General features: G+C 68.8%; 27 protein-coding genes and 1 riboswitch. Of the genes, 12 read left to right on the top strand and 15 right to left on the bottom strand.

Annotation, left to right across the window (positions count from 1 at the left end; genetic code table 11):
- The first annotated feature begins 29 nt into the window (after positions 1-29).
- From ACESMY_RS05500 to ACESMY_RS05485, 4 genes are all read left to right on the top strand, one after another.
- Positions 30-428: an MmcQ/YjbR family DNA-binding protein gene (locus ACESMY_RS05500; RefSeq protein WP_372783016.1), complete on the top strand. Its 399-nt coding sequence runs from the start codon at positions 30-32 to the stop codon at positions 426-428.
- Between the two features lie 37 nt (positions 429-465).
- Entirely contained in the window at positions 466-687 is a 222-nt protein-coding gene (locus tag ACESMY_RS05495; RefSeq protein ID WP_372783014.1) for a hypothetical protein, read from the top strand.
- Positions 688-816: 129 nt separating this feature from the next.
- The gene (locus tag ACESMY_RS05490) at positions 817-1,134 is read left to right on the top strand and encodes a hypothetical protein (RefSeq protein WP_372783012.1); all 318 of its coding nucleotides are present in this window, start codon (positions 817-819) and stop codon (positions 1,132-1,134) included.
- 244 nt (positions 1,135-1,378) lie between these two features.
- Positions 1,379-2,506, top strand: a complete 1,128-nt coding sequence (locus ACESMY_RS05485; RefSeq protein WP_372783010.1) for a hypothetical protein — start codon at positions 1,379-1,381, stop codon at positions 2,504-2,506.
- A gap of 48 nt (positions 2,507-2,554) precedes the next feature.
- Here the strand turns inward: ACESMY_RS05485 and ACESMY_RS05480 are convergent, their stop codons facing one another.
- Positions 2,555-3,280 (bottom strand): hypothetical protein, encoded by a 726-nt coding sequence (locus tag ACESMY_RS05480; protein WP_372783008.1) that lies wholly within the window; start codon positions 3,278-3,280, stop codon positions 2,555-2,557.
- Between the two features lie 360 nt (positions 3,281-3,640).
- Between ACESMY_RS05480 and ACESMY_RS05475 the strand changes: the two genes are divergently transcribed.
- Together ACESMY_RS05475 and ACESMY_RS05470 are read left to right on the top strand one after the other, a co-directional pair.
- Positions 3,641-4,123 carry a hypothetical protein gene (locus ACESMY_RS05475; protein ID WP_372783006.1) on the top strand — a complete coding sequence of 161 codons (483 nt, stop codon included), beginning with the start codon at positions 3,641-3,643 and terminating at the stop codon, positions 4,121-4,123.
- A 304-nt stretch (positions 4,124-4,427) separates the two neighbouring features.
- Positions 4,428-4,826, top strand: coding sequence for a response regulator (locus tag ACESMY_RS05470; RefSeq protein WP_372783004.1), 399 nt, complete (start codon positions 4,428-4,430; stop codon positions 4,824-4,826).
- Between the two features lie 14 nt (positions 4,827-4,840).
- Here ACESMY_RS05470 and ACESMY_RS05465 read toward each other — a convergent pair whose 3' ends face one another.
- From ACESMY_RS05465 to ACESMY_RS05455, 3 genes are all read right to left on the bottom strand, one after another.
- Positions 4,841-5,302, bottom strand: coding sequence for a response regulator (locus ACESMY_RS05465; RefSeq protein WP_372783002.1), 462 nt, complete (start codon positions 5,300-5,302; stop codon positions 4,841-4,843).
- 41 nt (positions 5,303-5,343) lie between these two features.
- The gene (locus ACESMY_RS05460) at positions 5,344-6,441 is read right to left on the bottom strand and encodes a sensor histidine kinase (RefSeq protein ID WP_372783000.1); all 1,098 of its coding nucleotides are present in this window, start codon (positions 6,439-6,441) and stop codon (positions 5,344-5,346) included.
- Between the two features lie 162 nt (positions 6,442-6,603).
- Positions 6,604-6,819, bottom strand: a complete 216-nt coding sequence (locus ACESMY_RS05455) for a helix-turn-helix domain-containing protein (protein ID WP_372782998.1) — start codon at positions 6,817-6,819, stop codon at positions 6,604-6,606.
- A 409-nt stretch (positions 6,820-7,228) separates the two neighbouring features.
- Positions 7,229-7,335, top strand: a riboswitch (glycine riboswitch).
- A 168-nt stretch (positions 7,336-7,503) separates the two neighbouring features.
- Here ACESMY_RS05455 and gcvT point away from each other — a divergent pair.
- The 5 genes from gcvT to ACESMY_RS05430 all read left to right on the top strand — a co-directional run bounded on the left by gcvT (position 7,504) and on the right by ACESMY_RS05430 (position 12,898).
- Entirely contained in the window at positions 7,504-8,658 is a 1,155-nt protein-coding gene (gene gcvT, locus ACESMY_RS05450) for a glycine cleavage system aminomethyltransferase GcvT (protein WP_372782996.1), read from the top strand.
- Positions 8,659-8,822: 164 nt separating this feature from the next.
- A complete protein-coding gene (gene gcvH, locus ACESMY_RS05445; RefSeq protein WP_372782994.1) occupies positions 8,823-9,188 on the top strand; it encodes a glycine cleavage system protein GcvH in 366 nt (121 codons plus the stop codon).
- A gap of 201 nt (positions 9,189-9,389) precedes the next feature.
- Positions 9,390-10,730 (top strand): aminomethyl-transferring glycine dehydrogenase subunit GcvPA, encoded by a 1,341-nt coding sequence (gcvPA, locus tag ACESMY_RS05440; protein WP_372782992.1) that lies wholly within the window; start codon positions 9,390-9,392, stop codon positions 10,728-10,730.
- Positions 10,727-12,289 (top strand): aminomethyl-transferring glycine dehydrogenase subunit GcvPB, encoded by a 1,563-nt coding sequence (gcvPB, locus tag ACESMY_RS05435; protein ID WP_372782990.1) that lies wholly within the window; start codon positions 10,727-10,729, stop codon positions 12,287-12,289. Before gcvPA ends, gcvPB begins: the two co-directional genes overlap by 4 nt.
- Positions 12,290-12,496: 207 nt before the next feature.
- Entirely contained in the window at positions 12,497-12,898 is a 402-nt protein-coding gene (locus tag ACESMY_RS05430; RefSeq protein ID WP_372782988.1) for a hypothetical protein, read from the top strand.
- Between the two features lie 131 nt (positions 12,899-13,029).
- Here ACESMY_RS05430 and ACESMY_RS05425 read toward each other — a convergent pair whose 3' ends face one another.
- From ACESMY_RS05425 to ACESMY_RS05390, 8 genes are all read right to left on the bottom strand, one after another.
- Entirely contained in the window at positions 13,030-13,521 is a 492-nt protein-coding gene (locus ACESMY_RS05425) for an ATP F0F1 synthase subunit B (protein ID WP_372782986.1), read from the bottom strand.
- A 4-nt stretch (positions 13,522-13,525) separates the two neighbouring features.
- Positions 13,526-14,050: a hypothetical protein gene (locus ACESMY_RS05420; protein ID WP_372782984.1), complete on the bottom strand. Its 525-nt coding sequence runs from the start codon at positions 14,048-14,050 to the stop codon at positions 13,526-13,528.
- A gap of 20 nt (positions 14,051-14,070) precedes the next feature.
- Positions 14,071-14,328 carry a F0F1 ATP synthase subunit C gene (locus ACESMY_RS05415; protein WP_372782982.1) on the bottom strand — a complete coding sequence of 86 codons (258 nt, stop codon included), beginning with the start codon at positions 14,326-14,328 and terminating at the stop codon, positions 14,071-14,073.
- Positions 14,329-14,360: 32 nt separating this feature from the next.
- Positions 14,361-15,188, bottom strand: coding sequence for a F0F1 ATP synthase subunit A (locus ACESMY_RS05410; protein ID WP_372782981.1), 828 nt, complete (start codon positions 15,186-15,188; stop codon positions 14,361-14,363).
- A gap of 7 nt (positions 15,189-15,195) precedes the next feature.
- A complete protein-coding gene (locus ACESMY_RS05405) occupies positions 15,196-15,492 on the bottom strand; it encodes an AtpZ/AtpI family protein (RefSeq protein ID WP_372782979.1) in 297 nt (98 codons plus the stop codon).
- A gap of 231 nt (positions 15,493-15,723) precedes the next feature.
- Positions 15,724-19,167, bottom strand: coding sequence for an AAA family ATPase (locus ACESMY_RS05400; protein WP_372782977.1), 3,444 nt, complete (start codon positions 19,165-19,167; stop codon positions 15,724-15,726).
- Between the two features lie 7 nt (positions 19,168-19,174).
- Entirely contained in the window at positions 19,175-19,789 is a 615-nt protein-coding gene (locus ACESMY_RS05395) for a DsbA family protein (RefSeq protein ID WP_372782975.1), read from the bottom strand.
- A gap of 97 nt (positions 19,790-19,886) precedes the next feature.
- Entirely contained in the window at positions 19,887-20,438 is a 552-nt protein-coding gene (locus tag ACESMY_RS05390) for a DUF721 domain-containing protein (RefSeq protein WP_372782973.1), read from the bottom strand.
- 61 nt (positions 20,439-20,499) lie between these two features.
- Here ACESMY_RS05390 and mutY point away from each other — a divergent pair, with 61 nt between their 5' ends.
- The gene (gene mutY, locus ACESMY_RS05385) at positions 20,500-21,561 is read left to right on the top strand and encodes an A/G-specific adenine glycosylase (RefSeq protein ID WP_372782971.1); all 1,062 of its coding nucleotides are present in this window, start codon (positions 20,500-20,502) and stop codon (positions 21,559-21,561) included.
- On the opposite strand, the gene ACESMY_RS05380 is transcribed toward mutY, so the two are convergent.
- The 3 genes from ACESMY_RS05380 to sthA form a co-directional block, all read right to left on the bottom strand.
- Positions 21,558-22,067: an MAPEG family protein gene (locus ACESMY_RS05380; protein ID WP_372782969.1), complete on the bottom strand. Its 510-nt coding sequence runs from the start codon at positions 22,065-22,067 to the stop codon at positions 21,558-21,560. The two genes, mutY and ACESMY_RS05380, sit on opposite strands and share 4 nt — an antisense overlap.
- Before the next feature lie 67 nt (positions 22,068-22,134).
- Positions 22,135-23,214 carry a site-specific DNA-methyltransferase gene (locus tag ACESMY_RS05375; protein WP_372782967.1) on the bottom strand — a complete coding sequence of 360 codons (1,080 nt, stop codon included), beginning with the start codon at positions 23,212-23,214 and terminating at the stop codon, positions 22,135-22,137.
- A gap of 87 nt (positions 23,215-23,301) precedes the next feature.
- On the bottom strand, positions 23,302-24,759 hold the full coding sequence (gene sthA / locus ACESMY_RS05370) for a Si-specific NAD(P)(+) transhydrogenase (protein WP_372782965.1): 1,458 nt from the start codon (positions 24,757-24,759) through the stop codon (positions 23,302-23,304).
- Between the last annotated feature and the right edge of the window lie 75 nt (positions 24,760-24,834).

The following is a 24,834-nucleotide window of genomic DNA, read 5'->3' as shown; positions in this document are numbered from 1 at the left end:
AGGCTCGCGCCAACGGAGCGCGCCCCGCCTTGACCTCGCCGCCGCCAGCCGCCGTCCCGCAAGCCTCGGCCCTGAGAGCCGCCATCCAGGCGATGCCCGGCGCCGGAGGCTCGCCGCTCGCCCTGCCCTCGGCCCGAGGCGTGACGCTCTGGAAGGTCATGGGCAGGATGTTCGCCATCCAGACCGACGCGCCGAAGAACCAGTCGGTGATCCTGAAGTGCGACCCGCACCTGGCGGAGATCCTCAAGCAGCAATACGCCGGCGTCGGCCACCGCAGCCACCTCGACCGCCGCTTCTGGATCAGCGTCACCCTCGACGCCGACGTCCCGCTGGCCGAGACGCAGCGCCTGGTCGCCCACTCCTACGACCTCGTCCGCGCCGGCCTCACCCGCAAACAGAAGGCGGAGCTGGAGGCCTTGGCGACATGACACCGATGTTCAATGGGTTTGCGGAGGGGGCCGGGGCATGAGGATCTTGATCGGCGTCGTCGGGGGCCTGGCGCTGGCGCTGGGGCTCTTGTGGCTGCTGCAGGGCCTTGGCCTGGTGCACGTCAAGCCGATCCTTTGCGCCGCCGACTGCGCCGGGATCGAGGGCCGCTCGACCCTCTGGGCGGTCATCGGCCTGGTGACGGCCGCGGCCGGCGCGTGGGGCGTCGTCTATGGCTTCTTCAGGCGCCGGCGCTCTTAGGCCGAGCCGCGATGGCGGGCCCGCCCCGGGCGCGGCGCGACGCCGCGTCGGACAAAAAGCCACTTGATCGGCGGCCCTTCGGATGAGAAGCCAAGCTCAGTCGCCGAACGAGGGTAGGAGATCGCTGTGATGAAATGGGCTCTGGTCATTGCGGCGAGCCTCGCCGCCGGCGCAGCCGCCGCGGCGCCCTCGGAGGCCCCGCCGCCCCCGGCGACCACCGTCTCGCCCGCCACGGCGACGGCCCCGCCGGCCTCGACCCTGACCTATGCGCCGCCCAAGGCCGCGGACCAGAAGGACGACCAGCTGGTCTGCCAGAGCCAGGCCGTGCTCGGCTCACGCCTGCCGGTCCGCCGGTGCCGAACGGTGGCCGACATCAAGGACCGCCAGAGGAACGACCGGGAGATGGTCGAGCACGCCCAGTCCAATCTGCAGATTCGCAGCAACTAGTTTCCCCATCACCGCCTCCGCCGCCCGGCCGCCGCTGACGCCCGCGGGCTCAGCGCTGCGGAAAGCCATGTCCGGCGGGCTCGAACGCGCATCGGTCCGGCGCAGACATCCGCTTAACAAAGGTGGTGTGTGTTCAGTAAGATTCGCTCGCCGGACCTGTCTTCAACGTTCGCCGGTCAGTGAAGGGAACCTATTAACTTAGGCGTGTCACTATTCGGCTCATGTGGGGCGAGAGGTCCTGCCGGTGACGCATACGTTTCGCTCGTATCGCAGCTTGGACGGCCTGCACCGCACGGCTTCGACCAGCCGCGTCCTCAACCTGGCCGCGGTCGCCGACGAATATCAGAGCGACGCGCTCTATTTCAGCGCCCCCTTCTTTGAATCCACCGCCCTCAACACCGCGGTCATCGTCAAGCATCGCCTGCGCCCCGATGAGGTCGGCCTGCTCGAGTGGGACAGGCGCAGCGCCACCAAGGTGATCATCCCCTTCGAGCGGCGCGACCTGGCGCTGGGCGGGCGCTCGCTGTTCGTCGGCCAGCGCGGCTGGCTGACGCTGCTCGAGGAACTGCGCGGCGGCCAGCCCGGCGGCGAACGCGACAAGGCCGTGCTCGAGGCCCTGGATGAACTGCCCTCGCTCGATCCCTTCCTGCTGCGCGAGCACCTGCGCCGCCGGAAGTTCAGGATCGCCGAGTGCTATTTCGCCTTCTCGCGGCCCGACACCGAGCGGATGCAGCACTTCGTCTCCCACGAGATCTCCAAGCTGGTCGACCTGGCCTATGACCGCGACGGGGAAGGCGGGTCGAGCATCTCCAAGCTGGTGGCCGCGCTGCTCTCCGGGGAAGACAGCGACCGCCTGGAGCCGCTGCGGCTGACGCTCGGCCGGGAGAGCATCTTCAGCTGGAAGGGCTTCCTCTATTACAAATGGGTGCTGGCCACCCTCCTGCCCGAGCTCTCGGACCTGCTGGCCGAGCTCAACCGGATCGAGGTCGGCGGCTCGCGCGACCAGCACAAGCTCTCCCGCATCCACGACTGGCAGCGGCGCGTGAACCAGGCGATCGGCGTGCAGGTGAAGCGGGTCCGGCAGGCCCTGGAGGTCTACGACGAGGCGTTCGAGGAGCTGACCAACGCCGGCCGGCCCAAGGCCTTCCGCGACTTCCTGCTCCACGCGCCGGAGATGTTCCTGTCGCTGGGTGAACGGGCCGGCATCCTGTCCCACATCGCGAGCTTCTGGCGGTTCAGGTTCCCCGCGGGAGCGCCGCTGAAGATCGACCTCGACGAGTTGATCGACATCCTCACCGACTTCTACGACGGCCTGGGAACCGAGGACGACGTCGCCACCATCGCCCGGCCGCAAATCCGCCTGGCCCGCTGAACGGCCCGCCCGCTGAACGGCCTGCCCGCTGAACAGCCTGGTCGGGCGTCAGCGCCCCGGAATGGACTTCGGGGACTCCCGCTCCACCTGGCCGGTCTCCGGGTTCGGGCGATAGGACACCACGCTTCGCTTGCCGGTCTCCGGGTCCACCTCGACCTCGAAGTGGCGGACCGAGATCGTCTGGCGCTTCAGCGGCGGCTCCGGCTCCACGGGCTTCAGCCGATAGACCCGCGGCGCCATGATCCCGGTCATCCAGCGCAGGTGCGTCAGCCGCACGTGGGTCAGGTAGGCGGTCTCCGGCGTCGCGGCCTGCGCCATCTCCCAGCCCAGGTCCACCGCCCGCTCGGCCTGGATCTCCTTGCCCAGCCGCACCTGGTCCTCGAACTCCGCGATCCGCCGGCGCCAATAGAAGATGGTCGACAGCGACGGCATGGTCGGGTCCTTGCCGATCGAGGTCAGGCTCTCGCCGTCGCACAGCCGCTCGAACAGCGCCTCGCCCGTCGCCTCGCAATAGGTCGAGACCCCGCCGCGCCGCCCGCTCGGCCGCCCACCGGCCCGCCGCGCCTCGTCCAGCGCCGCCCCGAAGTCGGCCTTGGCCAGCGCCCACTTCCGCACCGCCTCGGCGCTCGGCATGCCCGGCTCGCGGCAGATCGCATAGACCAGCTCGCCCGCCGCCACCCGCTGACAGAGCCGCGCCCCCAGCGCCACCGACCACCGCACCGGCGCCCGCCGCCGCGGTCGCGCCACCGCCGAACCCTGCGCGTCCTCAGCCATCGAAAATCTCTCAGGAAGAAAAGGAGGAATGCCCTCCTCTCCCCCGCGCAGCGAGAGGGAGAGGGCAGGGAGAGGGCGGCTCATGAGAACGTCGGACGCCCGCAATCAATCGAGGGCCATGGGTCGAACGCTCGAAAGGCGGCAAAGGCCAGCCGCCCTCTCCCTACCCTCTCCCTCCCTCGCGACGCTCGGGGGAGAGGAGACGGCCCGGCGCCCCCATCCCTCCTCTTTAGGGGAGGGACAGATCGCGAAGCGATCAGCGTGGGGGACTCGCGTTCAAGCGCGGACGCCGGAGCCCTGGCCCCCGTACCCCCACCCGTCCGAGGCTCCGCCTCGTCCACCCTCCCCTAAAGAGGAGGGATGCGGGCGCAGTCCGTCACGCTGCCCGAAACGTCCCACAAACGCGCGCCAAAGTCAAGAACAAATGAGGAACAGAGATTCACGCAGCAGCGTCGGACTGCCCTCCCTCAACGGGGAGAGACAGATCGCGAAGCGATCCGGCTTTGGGTAGCAGACGCACCTAGCCCGCAAAATGCGGGTTATCGTTGCAAAGATTTGGACATCATCGACGACAACCAGTTTACAAATCTCTACAAGCAAATCTCGTTTAAGCGCTGGCGTTCAAAGGAACCTTACGACGATCCGAATATTATTCGTTTGGAAAATCCGCGACTACTGGGTCGAGCAATTCAGCTTGTTTTGGATGCCGGAAAAAAACATCCAGACGAAATATGCGCGGAGCTTCCGATGAGTCCACGATTAATTGAATCGTTCCTAAATCTGCCGCCGGGACACCTCACCGCTCCGACACCAATCGCGGATGTGTGTCCCACCTTGAAGTGATGCCGGGAGCTAGCCTCTACCAGATCGCGCCGGCGCGTGCGGACGAGCCCGGCTACATCGGATTGTGTGACGGCCGAGTGATCGCTAAGGGCGCCGATCGCGTCTCAGTGGCTCGCCTATTGTTGGCGTCTACCGCAAAGCGCTACTCGATTCCGGTCGCCGCGCCGGTGGGTTGAGCCAACCGGCGTCGAGATCGGCCCGCGTTACAGGCCTCAGCGACTAGCGGCTCCGCCAAGACCAAAATATGCTGCGTCGGAAACCCGACCAACTTCTGAGCGTTGGCATCCTAGCCGGGGGAATGCCATTGACGGAAGCAGCACTTAGTCGAGTCGTCCTGCTGGTCGAGGACGAACCGATAATCCAAGAGTTGATGCTGACCGCGCTCGAAGAAGCCGGCTTTGAGGTCGAAGTCGCGGCCGACGACAACGAGGCCGTTGCAGCCTTGCAGGCAGAACGGGATTGCAGTTTTGCGGCCCTCGTCACCGACGTGAACCTAGGCGGTCCAATGACCGGTTGGGACATTGGGAAGATGGCCCGCGAGCAGAACCCTGCAATTCCGGTGGTCTATATGAGCGGCGCCGCCGGCCACGAATGGCCCTCCCACGGCGTTCCGCACAGCACCCTGCTGGTGAAGCCCTTCGCGCCTGCGCAACTTATCGTGGCGCTCTCCACCCTCATGAACAAGACAGACACCGATGGGTGACGCCAAGCGACCTTCTATGCGATGGGCTCAGGCTCGCCTTTCTCCACCTTGTCGAATACCTCCAGCCCCTCCGGCCGTGGCAGGGACTCGTCGCCCGCCAGGTGGTGCAGCAGGTAGTTCACGGCCTTGACGACATCCATTGGGCTGTAGGGCTTCGGCAACGAGCCGACTGCCGCTGTGTTTGCCGACCGCGCGCGGCTGACCTGCCCGCTGATAAACAGAACCGGGATACCCATCGCCTTCAGTTCGCTGGCCAGCGCGATCCCGTCGTCGCGCCCTTCAAGCTCGATGTTCACTAGGGCGAAATCGGGGTGGCATTCCTTGGCGGCAGCGACCGCCTCCTGATGGCGGCCGGTTAGGTCGAGCACGTGAAAACCGCAGTCCTCAAGTTCGTCCCTGAGCGCCATTGCCGGGAGTAGATCGTCCTCGACGATCAGCAGGGTCACGCCCGGCTGCGCCACGTTAGCCGTGTCCATTGAAGTCTCGTTTCTCAAAACGCCACGCGCCCTCTTTTGGCCTAAGCGGCAGGTCGCTCAACAACGAGTGCGGGGCGCGGCGGCTTCGCGTCGTCGTCAACGAGCGCGATCTGAGTGTGCTCGATCGAGACCTTCGTTCCGGGGTGGGCCGGCTCCACCTCGACGCTTGCCTGTAGCTGCTTAGCGAGCGCCTGGACGATGCTCGTACCTAGGCCGGTGTGAACGAGTGCCGGGTCGCTAGGCATTCCCACGCCGTTGTCACAGACGCAGAGGGTCCAATTCGGACCCCGGAACTCGTAGTCCACCGTGATTTTACCGCGCCGCCCCTCCGGGAAGGCGTGCTTCAGTGCGTTGATCACCAGTTCGGTGACGATCAGCCCGAGGCTCACAGACACCCTCGCCGGGACCACACCATCCCCGCCCTCGACCGCGAGCGAGAGTTGATCTGGGTCGGCGATCATCGAGGACGCGATGCTCTCGCAGAGCCGCGTGAAGTAGGCGTGCAGCGGCACGTCTTCGTCGCCATCGTCGGCGGCGGAAAGCTGACGCTCCAGTGCGGCCACCGACATGACCCGATTGTGTGCGTCTCTCAGATGCGTCCGTGTCTCCTCGGAGGGCGTGCGCCGGGCGTTTTGCAGCAGGACGCTGGCGATGATCTGGAGGCTGTTAGCGACCCGGTGGCGGACCTCCTGGAGGAGCACCCTATTTTGCGCCAGTGCCTCGTCTTTGGACCGCTTGTCGGCGCGCGCCTGGGTGACGTCCGAGACCGCCACGAGCAGCCATGTGTGCTCAAGGTCGAGGTACGCAAACCGCTGCGCCTGGATGACCAGACAGCGGTCCTCGCATCCCGGCCGCCGGAGTTCCATTTCGTAGGAGTCGACTTTCGCCGCGTCGGACACCGTGGCGTCGAGCAGCGACCTGAGTTGGGGGATATTCCACTCCCCGGCGCCCAGCGCGAAGACATCGCTGCCGGGCGCGGTGGCGGGATCAATTCCGAACGCTGCGCAGAACGAGGTGCTGGCGGCGACAATGTTCAGCGTACCGTCGAGCATCAGCAGCGGCGCCGGCGACGACGCGACCACCGCCATGGTCATGCTTAGGGCTGCGTCTTCGGACTCGGTTGGCGGTTGGGCAGCCATGGCTGACCCCTTAAATGAAACCGGAGGCTCGCGGGGCGAAAGCCGATGCCGGGTAGGTTTTAAGAGAGTGGCGCGCCAGCGCTATAACTGAACGACGCCTTAGCATAACATGGATCAACCGATTTCGTTGCGCACTATCGACATGAAGTGACGCTTAGGCACTTACGCTGAAGGCCGAACCACGAGATCGGAGACGCCGCAGTCCAGCCCGACCGCGATCCGCACCAGCAGCCCGACGCCTGTTCGTCTCATGCCGTTTTCGCACGCTTGTATTTGATCCACGCTCACACCCACCGCCTCGGCGAGCGCCGCCTGGGTCACCCCGCGCGCCTTCCGCCTTGCGCGGATCACGAGAGCGATGTGAACGTCGATCTCCATACTGGTTCAGCGCGCCAGAGCGATGCCAGCACTACCCGAAATGCCGACTAAGCGTCTCGTCCAGCGACGCCAGCCGAATGAGAATAAGCGGTTGCGCTCCCAGAACGCGCATGGCGATCAACGGCTCGCCGCGCACGCCCGCGCCACAAATGAACCAGGAGCGCCCATCGGTCCGGTTCTCGAACCACAGGCTTTGAGCGAATGGCTTCGATGTCGAAGTCCGGGTTGAGTATCTGCCGCCTCAACGCTCAGACGGCTGAGACCCGAAATGCTGTTGGTCAGCACCTAGGAAAGATGACACGAGTTGGGACAGTTCATAAGAAGTCGCAGCTGGCCACGGCCATAGTGGCCGGTTGCTCCCCACCCCCTCCCGCATTGACTCCCCGCCCCCGCTCCCTCACGTTCCGCCTCGACTCTCGCGGGAGAGATCGGGACCCTGCCGACCATCGCAGACACCCCGGAGCCGAAGGCGCAACCGCCCCGGAAACGCTCAGGCAAACGGACCGCGAAAGCTGATGCACGCTGGAAAGTGGCGTCCCTCCTAAAGGGCGTCCGCCGAAGGAGCAGGGGACCGCGCAAGCGACCGCGCCGTCCGAAATCTCTCAGGCCCAAGGACAGCGGGGGCGCGGGATGCCAAGGGGTCACCCTCGGCGGACCGCCCCATCGTCAGCCGGAGTCGCCGCCTTGTCCGCCCCCACCCCGAATACCGAAGAGGGCGCGCCCCTCAAGACCACCCCGCTGCACGAGGCCCACATCGCGCTGGGCGCGCGGATGGTGCCGTTCGCGGGCTACGACATGCCGGTGCAGTACACCGAAGGCGTGCTGAAGGAGCACCTCTGGACCCGCGAGCACGCCGGCATCTTCGACGTCAGCCACATGGGCCAGGCGCGGCTGCGGGGCGTCTCACCGCTCTTCGCCTTCGAGGAGGTGGTCCCCGGCGACTTCATCAACCTGAAGCTCGGCCGCCAGAAATACTCCGTCCTCCTGAACCGCGCGGGCGGGATCATCGACGACCTGATGGCCAGCCGGCCGGTCAACTCCGAGGGCACCGGCGACGACGGCCTCTTCGTGGTGGTCAATGGCGCCTGCAAGGAGAACGACTTCAAGGTCATCGAGGGCGAGCTCGCCGGCCAGGTGGCCATCGAGCGCCTGGAGGACCGCGCGCTGATCGCCCTGCAGGGCCCCGAGGCCGCCGCGGTCTTCCAGCACTATGTGCCGGAAGCCGCGTCCCTGGTGTTCATGGACGTCCGCCTGATGACCGGCTTCGGGGTCGACCTGATCGTCTCGCGCTCCGGCTACACCGGCGAGGACGGCTATGAGATCTCGGTCCCGGGAGCGGCAGCCGACGACGTCTGGATCAAGCTCCTCTCCGACCCCCGGGTGAAGCCGATCGGCCTGGGCGCGCGGGATTCGCTCAGGCTCGAGGCCGGCCTGCCGCTCTACGGCCACGACCTCGACGAGACCGTCAGCCCGGTCGAGGGCGACCTCGCCTTCGCCATCAACAAGAACCGCCGCGAGCAGCGCGACTTCCCGGGCGCGGCCAGGATCGCCAAGGAGCTGGCCGAGGGCCCGGCCCGCGTCCGCGTCGCCCTGCGCGTGCTCGAAGGCGCGCCGGCCCGCGAAGGCGCCGAGATCGCCGACGCCTCGGGCGCGGTGATCGGCGTCGTCACCTCCGGCGGCTTCTCGCCCAGCCTGAAACAGGCCATCGCCATGGGCTTCGTCCCCCCGGCCCACGCCGCGCTCGGCGCCAAGCTGCAGGTCATCGTCCGCGGCAAGCCCCAGCCCGCCGAGGTCGTGAAAGCCCCCTTCGTCCCCCACCGCTACGTAAGGAAGGCGTGACGATGGCTGCGGCCGACGCGCCCCAGGCGCCCCTATCCAACCGCCAAGCACGCCAAGATCGCCAAGCGGCCCCGGCCGGTCTCGACCGCCTTGGCGATCTGGGCGTCCTTGGCGGTTCATTTCGCGGCGCTGACGCGCCACCAGCCCTCTAGGAGAGCCCGCCCATGCGCTTCACCAAGGATCACGAGTGGGTCGAGGTCGACGGCGACGTCGCCACCGTCGGCATCACCGCCTACGCCGCCGAACAGCTCGGCGACGTGGTGTTCGTCGAGACCCCCGACGTCGGCAAGACCGTCAAGGCCGGCGACGGCTTCGCGGTGGTCGAGAGCGTCAAGGCCGCCTCGGACGTCTACGCGCCGGTCTCCGGCCAGGTGGTCGAGGCCAACGGCGCGCTGGGCGACGCGCCCGAAACCGTCAACGCCGCTCCGGAAGCCGCAGGCTGGTTCGCCAAGGTCAAGCTCGCCAACCCGGCCGAGGTCGATGCCCTGATGGATCGCCACGCCTACGAAGCCTACCTGCAGACGCTCTGAGACGCGGCGCGGGCGCAAGAAAAACGACCACGGAAAACACGGAAAGGGCACGGAAAGAGGGTTCGATTTCGAGGCTGCGGGATGGATCGATTGCGCGCGAAACGCGCGATTCAACCTGGCTCGAACGACGGGAGCCCTAGCCCCTTTCCGTGCTCTTTCCGTGTTTTCCGTGGTTCCCCCTCTCCTCTTGGATTGACCTGAATGCGCTACCTGCCCCTGACGCCCGACGACCGCGCCGAGATGCTCAGCGTCATCGGCGTCCCCGACATCGACGCGCTGTTCGCCGACGTGCCGGCCGCCGCGCGGAAGACGGCGCTCTTCGACCTGCCGCTCAGGGCCGGCGAGCTGGAGGTCGAGCGTGAGCTGGGCCAGCTCGCCGCCCTCAACCGGCCGGCCGGCGCCGGGCCGTTCTTCTGCGGGGCCGGCGCCTATCGCCACCATGTGCCGGCCAGCGTCGACCACATCATCCAGCGCAGCGAGTTCCTGACCAGCTACACGCCCTACCAGCCGGAGATCGCCCAGGGGACCCTGCAGGTGCTGTTCGAGTTCCAGACCCAGGTCGCCGCGCTCACCGGCCTCGAGGTCGCCAACGCCTCGATGTACGACGGCTCCACGGCCTGCGCGGAAGCTGTGATGATGGCGAAACGCGTCAACCGCCGGAAGAAGGCGATCCTCTCCGGCGGCGTCCATCCGCACTATGCGGCCACCACCCAGACCATCGCCCACGCCGAGGGCATGACCATCGTGCGCCAGAAAGCGGCGATCGACGCCGAGGCCGCGGTGATCGAGGCCATCGACGCCGACACCGCCTGCGTCGTCGTCCAGACCCCCAACGTCTTCGGCGTGGTCACCGACGTGACCAAGATCGCCGAGGCCGCCCATGCCGCCGGCGCCCTCTTGATCGTCGTCACCACCGAGGCGGTCGCCTTCGGCCTGCTGAAGCCGCCCGGCGAGATGGGCGCCGACATCGCCGTCGCCGAGGGCCAGTCGATCGGCAATGCGCTGAACTACGGCGGCCCCTACGTCGGGCTCTTCACCTGCCGCGAGGCGCTGGTCCGCCAGATGCCGGGCCGGCTGTGCGGCGAGACCGTCGACGCCGACGGCCGCCGCGGCTTCGTCCTGACGCTGTCGACCCGCGAGCAGCACATCCGCCGCGAGAAGGCGACGTCGAACATCTGCACCAACTCCGGCCTCTGCGCGCTCGCCTTCACCATCCACCTGTCGCTCCTGGGCGAGGTCGGCCTGCGCCAGCTCGCCGCCCTGAACCACAGCCGCGCCCGCGAACTGAAGGCCGCGCTCGACGGGGTGGTCGAGATCCTGACGCCGCGCTTCTTCAACGAGATCGCCGTGCGGGTGCCGGGTGACGCCGCCGCGCTCGTCGAGGCCCTGCTGGCCGACGGCATCGTCGCCGGCGTCCCCTACTCCCGCCTCGACCCGCACGCGGGCCTCGACGACGTCCTGCTGCTGGCCGCCACCGAGACCACCACCACCGAGGATATCGCGGCGCTGTCTGCCGCCCTGACGCGGAGGATCGGCCGATGAGCGGGATGAGCAGCGTGGGCCGCCCCACCCAACCCGGCGCCGGCGGCGGCGCCTCCGGCCACGCCTCGCTGACCGGCGGCCGCGGCCTCCTGCAGGACGAGCCGCTGCTGTTCGAGCTCGGCGGCTGGGACAAGACCGGCGTCGACCTCGACCCCGCCCAGCACGACGCCTCCGACCTCGGCGGCCTGGTCCGCGACATGCCGATCGGCCTTGCCGGCCTCTCCGAGCCGGAGACGCTGCGCCACTACGTCCGGCTCTCCCAGATGAACCACGCCATCGACCTGGCGCTCTATCCGCTCGGCTCGTGCACCATGAAGCACAACCCACGCCTCAACGAGAAGATGGCCCGCCTGGCCGGCTTCGCCGACCTCCACCCCCTGCAGCCGCAGTCGACCGCCCAGGGCGCGCTGGAGCTCATGGACCGCCTCGCCCACTGGCTGAAGACCCTGACCGGCATGCCCGCCGTCGCCCTGACGCCCAAGGCCGGCGCCCACGGCGAGCTCTGCGGCCTGCTGACCATCAAGGCCGCGCACGAGGCCGCCGGCCACACCGACCGCCGCCGGGTCCTGGTGCCCACCTCGGCCCACGGCACCAACCCCGCCACCGCCGCCTTCGTCGGCTACTCCGTCGAGGAGATCGCCCAGACCGCCGACGGCCGCGTCGACCTGGCCGACCTCGCCGCCAAGCTCGGCCCCGACGTCGCCGCGATCATGGTCACCAACCCCAACACCTGCGGTCTTTTCGAGTGTGATATACTTGAGATCTCCCGCCTCACGCACGACGCGGGCGCGTACTTCTATTGTGACGGAGCCAACTTCAACGCGATCGTCGGCAAGGTCCGTCCGGGCGACCTCGGCGTCGACGCCATGCACATCAACCTGCACAAGACCTTCTCGACCCCGCACGGCGGCGGCGGTCCGGGCGCCGGGCCGGTGGTGCTGTCGAAGGCGCTCGCCCCCTTCGCCCCGGCCCCCTGGATCGTCCATGGCCCGGACGGCCTGGCGCTGGTCGAGGAAGCCAAGGACGAGGCCGCCCAGGCCTTCGGCCGGATGTGCGCCTTCCAGGGGCAGATGGGCATGTTCGTCCGCGCCTACGCCTATATGCGCAGCCATGGCTCGGACGGCCTGCGCCAGGTCGCCGAGGACGCCGTGCTGAACGCCAACTACATCAAGGCCCGCCTCTCGGCCGAGATGACCCCGGCCTTCCCGAATGGGCCCTGCATGCACGAGGCGCTGTTCGACGACAGCTGGCTGGAGGGAACCGGGGTGACCACGCTCGACTTCGCCAAGGCGATGATCGACGAGGGCTTCCACCCGATGACCATGTACTTCCCGCTGGTGGTGCACGGCGCGATGCTGATCGAGCCCACGGAGACCGAATCAAAGCGCGAGCTCGACCGGTTCTGTGAGGCCCTGTTGGCGCTGGCCAAGGCCGCGAAGGCCGGCGACGTCGAGCGTTTCAGCGGCGCGCCCTATCTCGCGCCCCTGCGCCGGCTGGACGAAACCCAGGCCGCCCGGAAGCCCAAGCTGACATGGCGGCCCGAGGGCGCAAACGCCTGAAAGCCGTGTTACAGATTCGTGGCGGAGTTGCATCGGACTGTGGCGCCGGCGCCATCCCTGAACGAATAGCTGGACCTGAGAGAATTTTAACCCGCTGGCGCCTTTACGACTCCTAGTGTCGTTCGCATATCAGGCTCGTACGGCGGCGGCTCGACCTCCCCTTGGGCTTGCCGCGTGCTTCCAGGTTTGCTCCCAGTGACTTTCGCCATGCCTTACTTGCGCGTGCAGCGCGCCTCCGACGAATTCGCCCGCGAACTGGCTTCGCGCGTGGGTCGCTGGCTGCTGCTTGGGCTTGGCGGGATCATCATGGCCGCAGGCTTGGTGCTGGCCCCGCTGCCGGGCCACATCGGCCTGCCGCTGCTGGTGATCGGCCTGATGATCGTCCTGCGTAACTCCTTCAAGGCCAAGCGCCAGTTCCTGCGCATGCAGCGGGCGCACCCGAAGATGGTGTTCCCGATCCGCCGCCTGATGCGCCGCGACCCGGAGATCATCCCGGTGTTCTGGCAGCAGTATCTGCGGCTGGAACGGCTAGTGCTGCCCAGGCGTGCCCGGTTCGCCGCGCGTTGCCGCCGCTATCTCGGCCGGCGGCTGCGGACCCGGACGGCTTAACCTCGGCTCATCCCCGCGAAGGCGGGGATCCACTCCGGGTCGCAATAAGAAACGCCCCGGGGACAGCCTCCGGGGCGTTCTCAATCTATGAGTCCGTGGTCGCCGCCCTCGCGGGATGAGCGGATTTTGACCTACTGCAGCTTGCCCGCGAGCTGGCCGATGGCGGCGTCGATCAGGGGATCGGTCTTGGCGCCGGCGATGCGGGCGGTGAGCACATGCTCGGCCATCTGGGCGGCGAGGTCGCCGGCGGCGGCCTTCACTTCCGCTGCGGCCTGGGCCTCAGCGGTGGCGATCCGGCGTTCGGCCAGCTGGCCGCGGCGCTCGATCTGTTCGGCGAGCCGCTCCTGGGCCTCGACCTGCATCCGCTTGGCCTGTTCCTCGGCGTTGGCCAGGATCTCGGCGGACTGCTTCTCGGACTGCTCCCGTTCCGACTGGATGCGCGCCAGCAGGGCCTGGGCTTCTTCACGCAGGCGATTGGCTTCGTCGAGTTGCGCCCGGACCTTGTCGCCCGCATCGCCCAGCGCCTTCCAGGCGAACTTGTGCACGCCGGCCATGATCAGGATGGCTAGGAAGACGACGAAGGCGATGCCGACCCAGAAGTGGGCGTCGGTTAGCAGGTCCATCTTCCTATCCTCTCGCCGCGGTGAGTTCCGCAGCCGTCGCGGCGCGTCCGGTCAGCTTGCCGACGATGGCGCCGGCCGCATCGGCGGCGATGCCCGCGACATTGGTCATCGCCGCGTCACGCGCCTTGGCGATCCGGGCCTCGGCCTCAGCGCCCTTGGCGGCGAGCTTGTCTTCTTCCTCGGCCAGGCGCGCGGCGACCTCGGCCTGAGCCTTGGCGCGGGCTTCAGCAGCCACGCGCTGGGCCGCGGCCCGCGCCTGGGCGGTTTCCGTCGCGGCGGCGGCGGCCTGGGCCTCAGCCTCGTCTTTAAGCCGGCGGGCGTCGGCGATGTCGCCGCTGATCTTATCCTCCCGCGCGTCGATCGTGCCGCCGACGCGGGGAGCCGCGAACAGCCGCACGAACAGCAGCACCACCAGGAACGTGATCAGGAACCAGGCGATCTGGCCCGGCCACCACTGGAAGTCGAACTGCGGCAGGCCGCCGGACTCGTGTTCCGCCGGAGCCGTGCCTTCTTGGGTCTCGGTCGCCATCGGCGATCAGCCTCTTGGGCTTAGGTGAAGAGGATGATCAGCGAGACCACGAAGGCGAACAGGCCCATGGTTTCGGTCAGCGCCATGCCGAGGAACAGCATGGTCTGTTGGCTGGACGCGCCCGCCGGGTTGCGGATTGCGGCTTGCAGGTAGCTGCCGAACAGGATGCCGAGGCCAACACCGGCCCCGATCATGCCCATGGCGGCGAGGCCGGCGCCGATGAGCCGCGCGGACTTGGCGAAGTCGATGACGGTGGCGGCGGTAGCGTGCGGATCCATAGAAGTCGTCCTTTGTAGAGAGCCGGGTTGGATTAGTGGCCGTGACCGAAGTTCACGACCTCGTTGAGATAGACGGTGGCCAGCGCCGCGAAGACGAAGGCCTGAAGGATCGCCACCACCAGCTCAAGGCCGGTCAGCAGCACGATCATCGTGAAGGAGAGCACACTGGGAATGAAAGCCAGCGTCGCCAGGCCGCCGGCCAGGCCGACGATGCCGAGCGCCACGACGAAGGAGCCGAACAGGCTCATCACCACGTGGCCGCCCAACATATTCCCGAACAGACGCATCGCCAGCGTCAGCGGGCGCACGAAGTAGGAAATCATCTCGATGAACACCATGGCGATGCCGCCGAAGACACCCATGCCCGGCACCCAGAAGAGGCTCAGGAACTTGGGGCCATGCTTCACGAACCCCAGGGTCAGGACGCTGACGAAGGTCAGCACCGCCAGCGTCGCGGTGACGGCGAGCTGAGAGGTCACCGCAAAGGTCAGATCCAGACCGCCGATGTTGCCGACCGCCAGGACCACGCTCATCAGGTTCAGCACCAGGATGACCAGGAACAGCGAGAAGATGTAGGGCACATAGGGCTTGCCATCGTGGCCGATGATCGGGCCGACCAGCACGCGGTCAATGATGTTGTAGAGGCTCTCGGCCATGGCCTGGCCGCGGTTGGGCACGATCTCGCGCCGGGCGGTCAGGGCGAAGAAGACGATCAGGATCGCCGCGCCGGCGATCATGCTGGCCACCGAGTTGGTGATCGACATATCGACGGTCACACCACCGACGTGGAAGACCGGTCCCTGCATGATCTTGTGGATCAGGAACTGGTGCATCGGTGCGATGGCGGGTTGTTGCGCCATGGTGGCCTTAGTCCTCGTCTTCGTCGTCGGGCGCGCTAGGCAGGGGCCCGAGCGCATCCAGTTCTTTTTTGCTCGACCTCGCCGCGGCGGTGACCGCGGTGAAAATCGAAAACCCCGTACCGATCAGCAAACCGCCGACCACGCCCCAGGGCTGGGTATGTGCGAAACGATCCAAGAGCCAGCCTAGGCCGACACCCCCGAGCACCCCGCCAACCACTTCCCCCACGAAGCGGTAACCCTGCGCCATGGCCGCGTGAGTATCGGGACTCACCTTGCGGGCTTGCGCCGCCTCGGCCGCTCCCAAGCGCTGATCGAGGCTCCGAAGGGCCTCATCTGGCGGGTCGTTGGGATGTGGCATACGTCGAAGGCCTAATGACCGCGACGTCGCCGCCACGGCTGGGGCTTCAGGTCGCGCGGAACCTATAGACCGTGCTGCGGCGCGTCAAGACTAGGCGAATGCTGTTTAGGGTGTTGTTTTTGCACGATATTTGTGAGGTCGCGACACATAGTCCGGGGCCCGGCCTCACCGCCCGCATCATTGCGCCGCCATGGCCTCGGCCTGGTGCAGATCGACGGAGACCAACTGGGAAACGCCGCGCTCGCCCATGGTGACCCCGAACAGCCGGTCCATCCGGGCCATGGTCACCGGGTTGTGGGTGATGGCGATGAAGCGGGTCTCGGTGCGCCGGCGCATCTCGTCGAGCATGTTGCAGAAGCGGTCGACGTTGGCGTCGTCGAGCGGTGCATCCACCTCGTCGAGCACGCAGATCGGCGCCGGCTGAGCCAGGAAGACGGCGAAGATCAGGGCGGTCGCCGTCAGCGCCTGCTCGCCGCCGCTCATCAGGCTCATGGTCGCCATCCGCTTGCCGGGCGGGCAGGCGTAGATCTCTAGGCCCGCCTCCAGCGGGTCCTCCGATTCGACCAGCCGCAGCTCCGCCTGACCGCCCTGGAACAGCGCCTGGAAGAGCGTCTTGAAGTGCTCGTTGATCACCTCGAAGGCAGCCAGCAGGCGCTCGCGGCCTTCGCTGTTCAGCTCGTTGATCCCCTCGCGCAGCCGGGCGATGGCGCCGGTCAGGTCCGAGCGCTCGATCTGCATCGTCTCGAGGCGGCCGGCATGTTCGGCGGCCTCGTCCTCGGCGCGCAGATTGACCGGGCCGATGGCGTCGCGCTGGCGCTCCAGGTTGTAGAGGTGCGCCTCCACGCCGCCGGCGTCGGTTGGGATGGCGACGGCCTCGTCGGCCAGCTTACGCGCCAGGTCTTCGGGCTCGATCCGGGCAGTCTCGCGGATCTGGCCGCTGACCTCGGCGAGGCGCGCGGCAGCGGCTTCAGCGTGGGCGGCCAGGCTGGCGCGAAGTTCACGGGCTTCGGAGGCGGTAGCCTCAGCGGCCCGCAGGGCGCGGTCGGCTTCGGCCCGCTCGTGCTCGGCCGTCGCCAGAGCGTCGGAGGATTTCGTGCGCCGGGCTTCGGCGACCGAGAGTTCGTCCAGCAGGGTCGCGCGGCGGGCGTAGAGTGTTTCCGGCGCGGCCTTGGTCTTGGCGAGCTCGGCTTCGGACTTGGCGCGGGCGGTCGCCAGCGTCTCAAGCCGCTTGGCGGCGGCCTGGGCGCGACGGGCCCAATCCTCGCGGTCGCCGGTCAGGAGCTCCAGGCGGCGCGCGCGACCGTCGCGGTCGCGAACCTCGACGTCGAGGGCTGAGCGGGCAGAGGCGGCGGCCTCGCGGGCCGGCCCGGCGGCGGCGCGCGCGGCGGCCAGTAGCTCGGCGAGATTCTCAGTCCCGGCTTCGGCGGAGGCGGCGACCTGGACCGCCGACAGCGCAGCCTCGAGCTCGGCGAGCTCCGCCTCGAAACGGCCGATGACGTCGTCGAGGGAGGCCGCGTGGGCCTCCTTGCGGGCGGCCTCGCGGTCGAAGCGCTCCAGGGCGGTGCGGGCCGCCAGCGCCCGCTGCTCGGCGGTAGGCGTCTCCCGGCGGGCGGCGCGCAGGGCCTCCTCGATCGCCGCGACCTTGGCGGCTGCGGCCTGGTGGGTCTGGCGGGCGGTGAGGGCTCTGGGGGTCAGGGCCTCGATCTCGGTCTCGACCTCAGCCAGCCGGGTCTTCTGCTCCAGGCGCACGGCGGCGGGCTTCGGCGCATCGGCGCGCGCCGTGAAGCCGTCCCAACGCCAGAGGTCGCCTTCCCGGGAGACCAGGCGGCAGCCGGGCGCGAGGCCGGCCTGCAACCTGTCGCCGTCGGCGCGGTCGACGAGGGCGGTGAAGGCCAGGCGGGCGGCTAGCGCGGCGGGCGCCTTCACCAGGCCCAGCATTGGCGTTGCGCCCGGCGGCCAGGCCGGCGCCTCTGCGTAGCGGCCGCCCCAGAAGGCCGGCGCTGAGCGGTCGAGCGCCGCATCGAGATCGTCGCCGAGCGCGGCGGCCAGGGCCTTCTCGTAGCCGCGGTCGGGCGAGACGTCGTCGAGCACGGGTGTGAAACCGCCGCGCTTCGCCTGAGCCACCAGGGCGGCGAGCGCCCGGGCTTCGGCGGTCAGGCGGCCCAGTTGTTCATCGAGCTTGCGCGCGGCCTCGCGGGCGGCGGCCTCGGCGCCTTGCGCGGCGGCGCGGTCTTCCTCGGCGGTCTCCAGGGCGGCGCGGGCGGCGGCGAGCGCGGTCTCGGCGGCCTCCAGCTCCGCCTTGGCCTGGGCGGCCTGCGGATTGGCGACGGCGCCCAGCGCCTCACGTTCGCTCCGCGCCTGGTCGAGGGCGCGGCGGGTGCGCGAGAGCCGGGTCTGGGCCTCCTCGACGCGGCTGCGGGCGGCCTGGCGCTGGGCCTCCTCGGCAGCGGCCCGGGCGGCAAGGCTCTCGACCTCGGCGTCGGCGGCGGCGCGGGCGGCTTCGGCGGCGCCGGCCGCGGCTTCCAGCTCGGGGATGCGTTCCGGCGCCGAGCGGATCGCCGCTTCGAGCGCGGCCAGGTCGTCAGCCAGCCGCCCCAAGGCCGCCCCGGCGTCCTCGACGATGTGGTCTTCTCGGGCGCGGTCGGCGTCGATGCGGGCGAGGTCGCCGTTCAGCCGCTCCAGCTCCGCGGCGTGGGCCTCATGCTCGCGGTCAAGCCGGTCCTTGTCGATGGCCAGCTTGTGCAGGATGGCCGCGGCGATGGTCTCCGCCTCGCGCAGCGGCTTGATCGCCTCCTCGGCCTCGGCGGCGCGGGTGGTGGCGGAGGCAGCGGCGCCTGCGGTTTCCTCGACGGCGCGGATGGCGGCGGCGGCCTCAGCGCCCAGGCGCTCGGCGGCCGTGCTGGCCTCGGCCCAGCGCGCGTAGAGCACCGCGCCCTGCAATGAGCGGATTTCAGCGGAGAGCTTCTTGTAGCGCTCAGCCTGCCGGGCCTCGCGCTTCAGGCGGCCCAGCGTCGCCTCCAGCTCGCGGGCGACGTCCTCCAGCCGGCCGAGGTTGGCCTCGGCGGCGCGCAGGCGAAGCTCCGCCTCGTGGCGGCGGGAGTGCAGGCCGGAGACGCCCGCGGCCTCCTCCAGGATCATTCGCCGGTTCTGCGGCTTGGCGGCGATCAGCTCGGAAATCTGCCCCTGGCGCACCAGGGCCGGCGAGTTGGAGCCGGTGGAGGCGTCGGCGAACAGCAGCTGCACGTCGCGGGCCCGCACCTCGCGGCCATTGATCCGGTAGGTCGAGCCCTCGCCCCGGTCGATGCGCCGCACCACCTCCAGCACCGGGTGGTCGTTGAAGGCGGCCGGCGCGCGGCGGTCGGAGTTGTCGATGGTCAGCGAGACCTCGGCGTGGTTGCGCGAGGGCCGATTGGCCGCGCCGGCGAAGATCACGTCGTCCATGCCACCGGCCCGCATGGCCTTGGCGGAATTGGCGCCCATCACCCAGCGCAGCGCTTCCAGCAGGTTTGACTTGCCGCAGCCGTTCGGCCCGACGACGCCCGTGACGCCGGGCTCGATCCGGAACTCGGTCGGCTCGACGAAGGACTTGAAGCCCGTAAGGCGCAGACGCTGGAATTGCACGGAGGGTCTAGCGGCCTCCCTTGAGGGCGGCGGCCATGACGGCGTCGAGGTCGGCCGGGGTCAGGGGCACGGTCTCGACCCGCTTGCCGTTGATGAACAGGGTGGGAGTCGAGTCGACACCATCCTGCTTGGAGGCGCGCTCGGCGCGGTCAGTCACCGCCTTGACCGCGGCCGCGTCCTGCAGGCAGGCGTCGAACTTCGCCGCGTCGACGCCGTTGGCGGCGCCGATCTCCTGCAGGATCGGCTTGATGTTGCCCTGCTGCCATCGCGGCTGGCTGCGGAACACCTCGTCGACCACCTTGAAGTACTTCCCGGGCCCGGCGCAGCGCGCCATCAGGAAGCCGGCGGCCGCCACCGTCGCGGGTTCGGTGAGCATCTCCTTCAGCGTGTAGCGGACCTTGCCGGTGTCGATGTACTTGGCCTTCAGCGCCGGGAAGACAGCCTCGTTGAAGTGGGCGCAATGCGGGCAGGAGAGCGAGGCGTACTCGATCACCTGGATCTTCGCCTTCGGGCTGCCCAGGGTCATATCGTCCGGCAGGGTGGCCGGCGCTGCGACCGCGACGCCGGCGGCGAGCACGCCCGCGACCAGGGCGGCGGCGACAAAGGGACGGCGGCTAAGCATGCGAACGACGGTCTCCTGGACCAGGGATTAAAGCGCGATTCCCGCCTGGGCCCACCAGGGCGATCGGGACGGCTAGGCGATGCGGCGTCGGGCGCGCCTAGTCAATCGCCCGGCGCTGCCGCAGAACGCCGCGGCCGAGCGCCAGGAGCGCGGTCTTCAGCGGCCCTTCCGGCGCAGCGGCCAGGTCGTTGGCGAGCCCCACTTCCTCGGCGGCGTCGAGCGGCGGCAAGCGGCGGCGGCTTTTCGCGGCCGGCTCATGCTTCTTCTGCAGCGGCCCCTGGACGATGCGCAGCTTCTGCACCGCCTCAGCGCCCAGGAAGAGGTTCACGCGAGCCAGGATCTCATGGGCCTGGTGTTGGATGATGGCGGCTGAGGGTCCCGCGACCCGGATCTCCAGCGAGGAGGGTCCGCCGTTGCGGCCGCGGATCAGCTTCACCGGCTCCGTGCGCTTGGCGATCTCGACGCCCACCACCTCGCGCCAGCGGGCCTCCAAAGCGCCTGAGCCCTGGCCGAACTTGGCGTCGAATTCCCTGAGGGTCTTGTTCAACGCCCGCCCGAGCGGTGGCGGCGGACGGCGCGGCGGCCGCGTGCGCTTCTCGCTGAGGATGCGAAGCGCCTCTTGCGGCGTCGGGAGGTCGCGGCGGGCCATGGGACAGATTTACTCCGCATCCTTCTCGCGCGCGACAGGAGGATGACGCTAGAGAGGAGGCGTGAACCCAGACGCCCTCCGCGCCCAACTCCTGGCCTGGTACGACGCCAACGCCCGAGATCTGCCGTGGCGGGTGGGCCCTAAGGCGCACGCGGCCGGCCGGCGCGCCGATCCCTACCGGGTCTGGCTCTCCGAGGTGATGTTGCAGCAGACCACCGTGCCGCACGCCACGCCCTATTTCCTCAAGTTCGTCGCCCGATGGCCGACGGTCGGCGACCTGGCCGCGGAGGCGGATGGCGAGGTGATGGCCGCCTGGGCGGGCCTCGGCTATTACGCCCGCGCCCGCAACCTTCTGGCCTGCGCTCGGGCCGTCGCGAGCGAACACAACGGGGTCTTCCCCGATACCGAGGCGGACCTGCGCGCCCTCCCCGGCCTCGGCCCCTACACCGCCGCCGCGGTCGCAGCGATCGCCTTCGATGAACGGACCAATGTGGTCGACGGCAATGTCGAGCGGGTGATGGCGCGCCTCTTCGCGGTCGAGGCGCCGCTGCCCGACGCCAAACCTGAGTTGAAGCGACTGGCCGCGGGCCTGGTCCGCGACGCCCCGCTTGAAGATGCACGCCCGGGCGATTGGGCCCAGGCCCTTATGGACCTCGGCGCCACGATCTGCCGCCCCAAGGCGCCGCTCTGCGACCGCTGCCCGGTCGCGGCCCAGTGCGCGGCGCTCTCGACCGGCGCGCCGGAGACCTATCCGCGCCGGACCGCCAAGGCGGAGCGGCCGCACCGCTATGGCGTGGCCTACGTCCTGACCCGCGGCGATGACGTGGCCTTGGTGCGCCGGCCGCCGAGCGGCCTGTTGGGCGGGATGCTGGCGCTTCCGACGTCCGAGTGGCGCGCGGCCCGATGGACCGACGCCGAGGCGCGGGCCGCCGCGCCCGCCCAGGCGCCCTGGCGAGGCGTCGGCGAGGTCGAGCACGGCTTCACCCATTTCACCCTCACCCTGCAGCTCCTGCGGGCGGAAGGCGAAGCCGCGGATGTGATCTGGACGCCGCGGCGGGGTCTCGACGCGCTTCCGAGCGTATTCCTGAAGGCGGCCAGCGCCGGCCTCTCCAACCTGATCTAGGCGAACATCCGAACCGCCAGCCAAATCAGCGCCGCCGCCGTCGGATAGAAGGTCAGCCCCAGCCCGAAGGCCCTCGCCCAGGGCGCGTAGAGATAGCCGATCCAGAACGCTGCGCGACCGACGGCGAACAGGCCCGCCAGCGCCGGGATCAGGCTCAAGTCACGGGCCGGCAGGGCCAGCGCCAGGCCGCTCCAGGCGATCGCCGCCAGGACGGTCTGCTCTAAGGTGTTGGTGTTGTAGCGCAGGTTGATCTCGAAGGCGCCCGGCCGGCTCGGCGGTTCGCCGTCGATGGCCTCGCTCGAAAAGAACCGGCGGTTGGCCGTGGCCCCTAGTCCGGCCAGCAGGCAGAGCCCGGGAACGAGCAGCCAGCGCAGGGCCATCGCCAGGCGCTCGGCCGCGCCCACTTCGGCGGCGTCGTGGGCGCCCAAGGCGCGCGCCGCCACGGCCAGGCAGACGGCCACCGCCGCGAGCATGCCAAGCGCGATCAGGATCTGCTTGCTGACCATCGTCCACCCCCGGCGCGAGCCTAACGGAGCACCGACCGAGGGGAAACGAGTTCGTGCTGAGCTCGCGCTAGGCGACCAGTTGCTGGCGCACCTTGGCGCGCAACACGTCGATAGGGGCCAGACCCTTGTCCGACTTGAAGTGCCAATAGGTCCAGCCGTTGCAGGCAGGCTGGGACTGGACCATGGCGCCGACCTTGTGGATCGAGCCCGAGAGGTCGCCGACCACCAGGCTGCCGTCGGCGCGAACCCGGGCGGCATGGCGGCCCTTGTCGTCATAGAGCACGTCGCCGGCGCGCAGCAGGCCCGCTTCGACGATCTGGCCGAAGGGGATGCGCGGTTCGGACTTCTTGGAGCCGGTGACCACCATCTCCTCGGCGGTCGCCGGGATCACCTTGGCGATGCGATCCTTGGCGAGCTTGGCATAGCCCTCTTCCCGCTCGATGCCGATGTAATGGCGGCCCAGCCGCTTGGCGGCCGCGCCGGTGGTGCCGGTCCCGAAGAAGGGATCGAGGATCACGTCGCCCGGCCGCGTCGACGACAAGATCACGCGATGCAGTAGGGCCTCGGGCTTCTGGGTGGGGTGGGCCTTCACGCCCGCCGCGTCCTTCAGGCGCTCCTCGCCGGTGCAGAGCGGCAGGCTCCAGTCGGAGCGCATCTGCAGCTCGTCATTGGCCATCTTCATGGCGTCGTAGTTGAAGGTGTAGCGCTTGCCGCCCCGTGACTTGGTGGCCCAGATCATCGTCTCGTGGGCGTTGGTGAAGCGGGTGCCCTTGAAGTTCGGCATCGGGTTCGACTTGCGCCAGACGATGTCGTTAAGGATCCAGAAGCCCAGGTCCTGCAGGGTCGCGCCCACCCGGAAGATGTTGTGGTAGCTGCCGATCACCCACAGCGCCCCGTCGTCCTTCAGCACGCGGCGGCATTCGGCGAGCCAGGCCTTGGTGAAGGTGTCGTAGGCCGCGAAGCTCTCGAAATGGTCCCAGTCGTCGTCGACCGCATCCACCTTCGAGTTGTCGGGCCGCAAAAGGTCGCCGCCGAGCTGCAGGTTGTAGGGCGGATCGGCGAAGACCAGGTCCACGGACCGGTCCGGGAGCTTCTTCAGCTCCTCAAGGCAATCGCCCAGGATGATGGTGTCTGCGGCGACGCTCATGACTGACCCTTGAAAACCCGGAGTCAGAATCCTGGGCCCACATGGTGAAGGACAGGTTTCCGAGCGTGGTGAACGAGGTCTTAAGGCTTAGCCGGAGACGGCCTTGCGCGCCTTGTCCAGCGCCATGACCGCCGCCAGGCGGCTGGGCTGGGTTTTGGGCATGCGGTTCCAGGCGTCGAGCGCGGCTACCTTGTAGGCCTCGGCGAGCGTTGGATAGTTGAAGGTGTTCTCCACGAAATAGTCGAGCGTGCCCTCGAGGTTGAGCACCGCCTGGCCGATGTGGATCAGCTCTGTCGCCCCTTCGCCGACGATGTGGACGCCGAGCAGCCGCCGCGTCTCGAGCGCGAACAGCATCTTCATGAAGCCCGAGCCGATGCCCATGATGTGGCCGCGGCTGGTCTCGCGGAAGCGGGCGACGCCGCATTCGTAGGGAATGCCGCGTTCGCGGGCCACTTCCTCGCTCATGCCGATCGTCGAGATCTCGGGCACCGAATAGATGCCGTATGGGAAGAACTCCGGCGGGGCGTGCGACGGCGCCTCGAAGGCGTGGCAGGCGGCGATCCGGCCCTGCTCCATTGAAGTCGAGGCCAGGCTCGGGAAACCGATGATGTCGCCGGCCGCATAGATGTGCGGCTGGGCGGTCTGGAAGGTCGCCTTATCCACGGCCAGACGCCCGCGCTCGTCGGCCTCGAGCCCGCAAGCGGCGAGGTCCAGGCTGTCGGTGGCGCCTTCGCGACCCGCGGAGAACAGCACCATGTCGGCGCGCAGCTCGCGGTCGTCGGCGAGCACCACGCGGCAGTTCTGCGGACCTTCGACAGTGGCCGACACCACCTTGGAGCCGAACCGCAGGATCACGCCGCGCTCGCGCAGGTCGTGGACGAACTCGTCGGCGACCTCGCGGTCGATGAAGGGCAGCAGGCCGTCGTTGGGCTCGATGACCGTGACCTTCACGTCGAGGGCGCTGAAGATCGAGGCGTATTCCACGCCGATGACGCTGGCGCCCACCACCACCAGCTGGCGGGGGATGCGTTCCAGATCGAGGATCTCGTCGCTGTCGACGATGTTCGCCCCGTCGAAGCCGATGTGGGCGGGCCGATAGGGCCGGGTGCCGACGGCGATCAGGAAGCGGTCGGCGGTGTAGTCGGCGACCCCGCCGGAGCCCAGCACCTCAACCCCGTGCGAGGCGGTGAAGCGGGCGACGCCTTCGACGGTCTCGACGCCGTTGCGGGCGAACTGGTGTTCCAGCACGTCGACCTCGTGATCGAGGGTGATGTCGAGCCGGCGGCGCAGGTCCTCCGCGCCGATGTGCTGCTTGGCGCGGTAGGCGCGCCCGTAGAAGCCGCGTTCTCGCCAGCCCGTAAGGTTGAGCACGGTTTCGCGCAGGGTCTTGGAGGGGATGGTGCCGGTATGGACGGAGACGCCGCCGACCCGCTTGCCGCGTTCGACCACCAGGACCCGCTTGTTCAGCTTGGCCGCCTGGATCGCACCGCGCCGGCCGGCCGGGCCGCTGCCGATGACGATCAGGTCGTAGTGATTGGTGGACAAGGCTCGCTCCGGCGTTCTGCGGGAGCGGAAACCATAGGGGTCGCGGGTTAAGGTAAGCTTGGCGGAACGCGGTTC

The organism is Phenylobacterium sp. (assembly GCF_041691455.1).
Classification (GTDB): domain Bacteria; phylum Pseudomonadota; class Alphaproteobacteria; order Caulobacterales; family Caulobacteraceae; genus Phenylobacterium.
Note: the sequence above shows the minus strand (reverse complement) of the source record. Positions and strands in the feature narration are given on the sequence as shown.

What these genes read in the sequence shown, in the direction of transcription:
- ACESMY_RS05495 (WP_372783014.1), top strand. Translation starts at nt 466, where the DNA reads ATGAGGATCTTGATCGGCGTCGTCGGGGGCCTGGCGCTGGCGCTGGGG.
- ACESMY_RS05490 (WP_372783012.1), top strand. Translation starts at nt 817, where the DNA reads ATGAAATGGGCTCTGGTCATTGCGGCGAGCCTCGCCGCCGGCGCAGCC.
- ACESMY_RS05480 (WP_372783008.1), bottom strand. Translation starts at nt 3,280, where the DNA reads ATGGCTGAGGACGCGCAGGGTTCGGCGGTGGCGCGACCGCGGCGGCGG.
- ACESMY_RS05475 (WP_372783006.1), top strand. Translation starts at nt 3,641, where the DNA reads ATGCGGGCGCAGTCCGTCACGCTGCCCGAAACGTCCCACAAACGCGCG.
- ACESMY_RS05465 (WP_372783002.1), bottom strand. Translation starts at nt 5,302, where the DNA reads ATGGACACGGCTAACGTGGCGCAGCCGGGCGTGACCCTGCTGATCGTC.
- ACESMY_RS05460 (WP_372783000.1), bottom strand. Translation starts at nt 6,441, where the DNA reads ATGGCTGCCCAACCGCCAACCGAGTCCGAAGACGCAGCCCTAAGCATG.
- ACESMY_RS05455 (WP_372782998.1), bottom strand. Translation starts at nt 6,819, where the DNA reads ATGGAGATCGACGTTCACATCGCTCTCGTGATCCGCGCAAGGCGGAAG.
- gcvH (WP_372782994.1), top strand. Translation starts at nt 8,823, where the DNA reads ATGCGCTTCACCAAGGATCACGAGTGGGTCGAGGTCGACGGCGACGTC.
- gcvPA (WP_372782992.1), top strand. Translation starts at nt 9,390, where the DNA reads ATGCGCTACCTGCCCCTGACGCCCGACGACCGCGCCGAGATGCTCAGC.
- gcvPB (WP_372782990.1), top strand. Translation starts at nt 10,727, where the DNA reads ATGAGCGGGATGAGCAGCGTGGGCCGCCCCACCCAACCCGGCGCCGGC.
- ACESMY_RS05430 (WP_372782988.1), top strand. Translation starts at nt 12,497, where the DNA reads ATGCCTTACTTGCGCGTGCAGCGCGCCTCCGACGAATTCGCCCGCGAA.
- ACESMY_RS05425 (WP_372782986.1), bottom strand. Translation starts at nt 13,521, where the DNA reads ATGGACCTGCTAACCGACGCCCACTTCTGGGTCGGCATCGCCTTCGTC.
- ACESMY_RS05420 (WP_372782984.1), bottom strand. Translation starts at nt 14,050, where the DNA reads ATGGCGACCGAGACCCAAGAAGGCACGGCTCCGGCGGAACACGAGTCC.
- ACESMY_RS05415 (WP_372782982.1), bottom strand. Translation starts at nt 14,328, where the DNA reads ATGGATCCGCACGCTACCGCCGCCACCGTCATCGACTTCGCCAAGTCC.
- ACESMY_RS05410 (WP_372782981.1), bottom strand. Translation starts at nt 15,188, where the DNA reads ATGGCGCAACAACCCGCCATCGCACCGATGCACCAGTTCCTGATCCAC.
- ACESMY_RS05395 (WP_372782975.1), bottom strand. Translation starts at nt 19,789, where the DNA reads ATGCTTAGCCGCCGTCCCTTTGTCGCCGCCGCCCTGGTCGCGGGCGTG.
- ACESMY_RS05390 (WP_372782973.1), bottom strand. Translation starts at nt 20,438, where the DNA reads ATGGCCCGCCGCGACCTCCCGACGCCGCAAGAGGCGCTTCGCATCCTC.
- ACESMY_RS05380 (WP_372782969.1), bottom strand. Translation starts at nt 22,067, where the DNA reads ATGGTCAGCAAGCAGATCCTGATCGCGCTTGGCATGCTCGCGGCGGTG.
- ACESMY_RS05375 (WP_372782967.1), bottom strand. Translation starts at nt 23,214, where the DNA reads ATGAGCGTCGCCGCAGACACCATCATCCTGGGCGATTGCCTTGAGGAG.